The following is a 404-nucleotide window of genomic DNA, read 5'->3' as shown; positions in this document are numbered from 1 at the left end:
TGCGGCGCTCGCCGTCGTGCGCGCACTGTATTTCGGGACGATGGGGGGCATGCAGATCCCGGCCGACCGAGTTGTTCGCGGCTTGTCGCCGCGTGCGGCGCTAATCCTGTCCACCGTCGCTGCGGCGGGGGGCTTGCTGATCATGGCGCTGCCGTTCGGCTTCGCGGGTCTTTGCGTCGGCCTCGTCGTGGCCGGTATCGGATCGAGCATCCAGCACCCACGTGGTTCGATGCTCGTCACCGACAGCTATGGCACGGCGGCGCGACGTCCGCTCGGCATCTACAACTTTTCCGGCGATCTCGGAAAGGCCGCGTTGCCGGCGCTCATCGCGGTGCTGCTGCCGATCTTCGCCTGGCAATCGGTGTTGGGCTTGATGGCGGTGCTTGGAATCGTCCTGGTGGTCG

At 66.6% G+C, this 404-nt stretch carries 1 pseudogene; it reads left to right on the top strand.

Annotation, left to right across the window (positions count from 1 at the left end):
* Nucleotides 1–404 (top strand): annotated as a pseudogene (locus OZ411_RS43150) (MFS transporter); the annotation flags it as partial.

This window comes from Bradyrhizobium sp. Arg237L, assembly GCF_029990105.1.
Lineage (GTDB): Bacteria > Pseudomonadota > Alphaproteobacteria > Rhizobiales > Xanthobacteraceae > Bradyrhizobium.
This window is presented reverse-complemented; position numbering and strand designations above follow the sequence as displayed.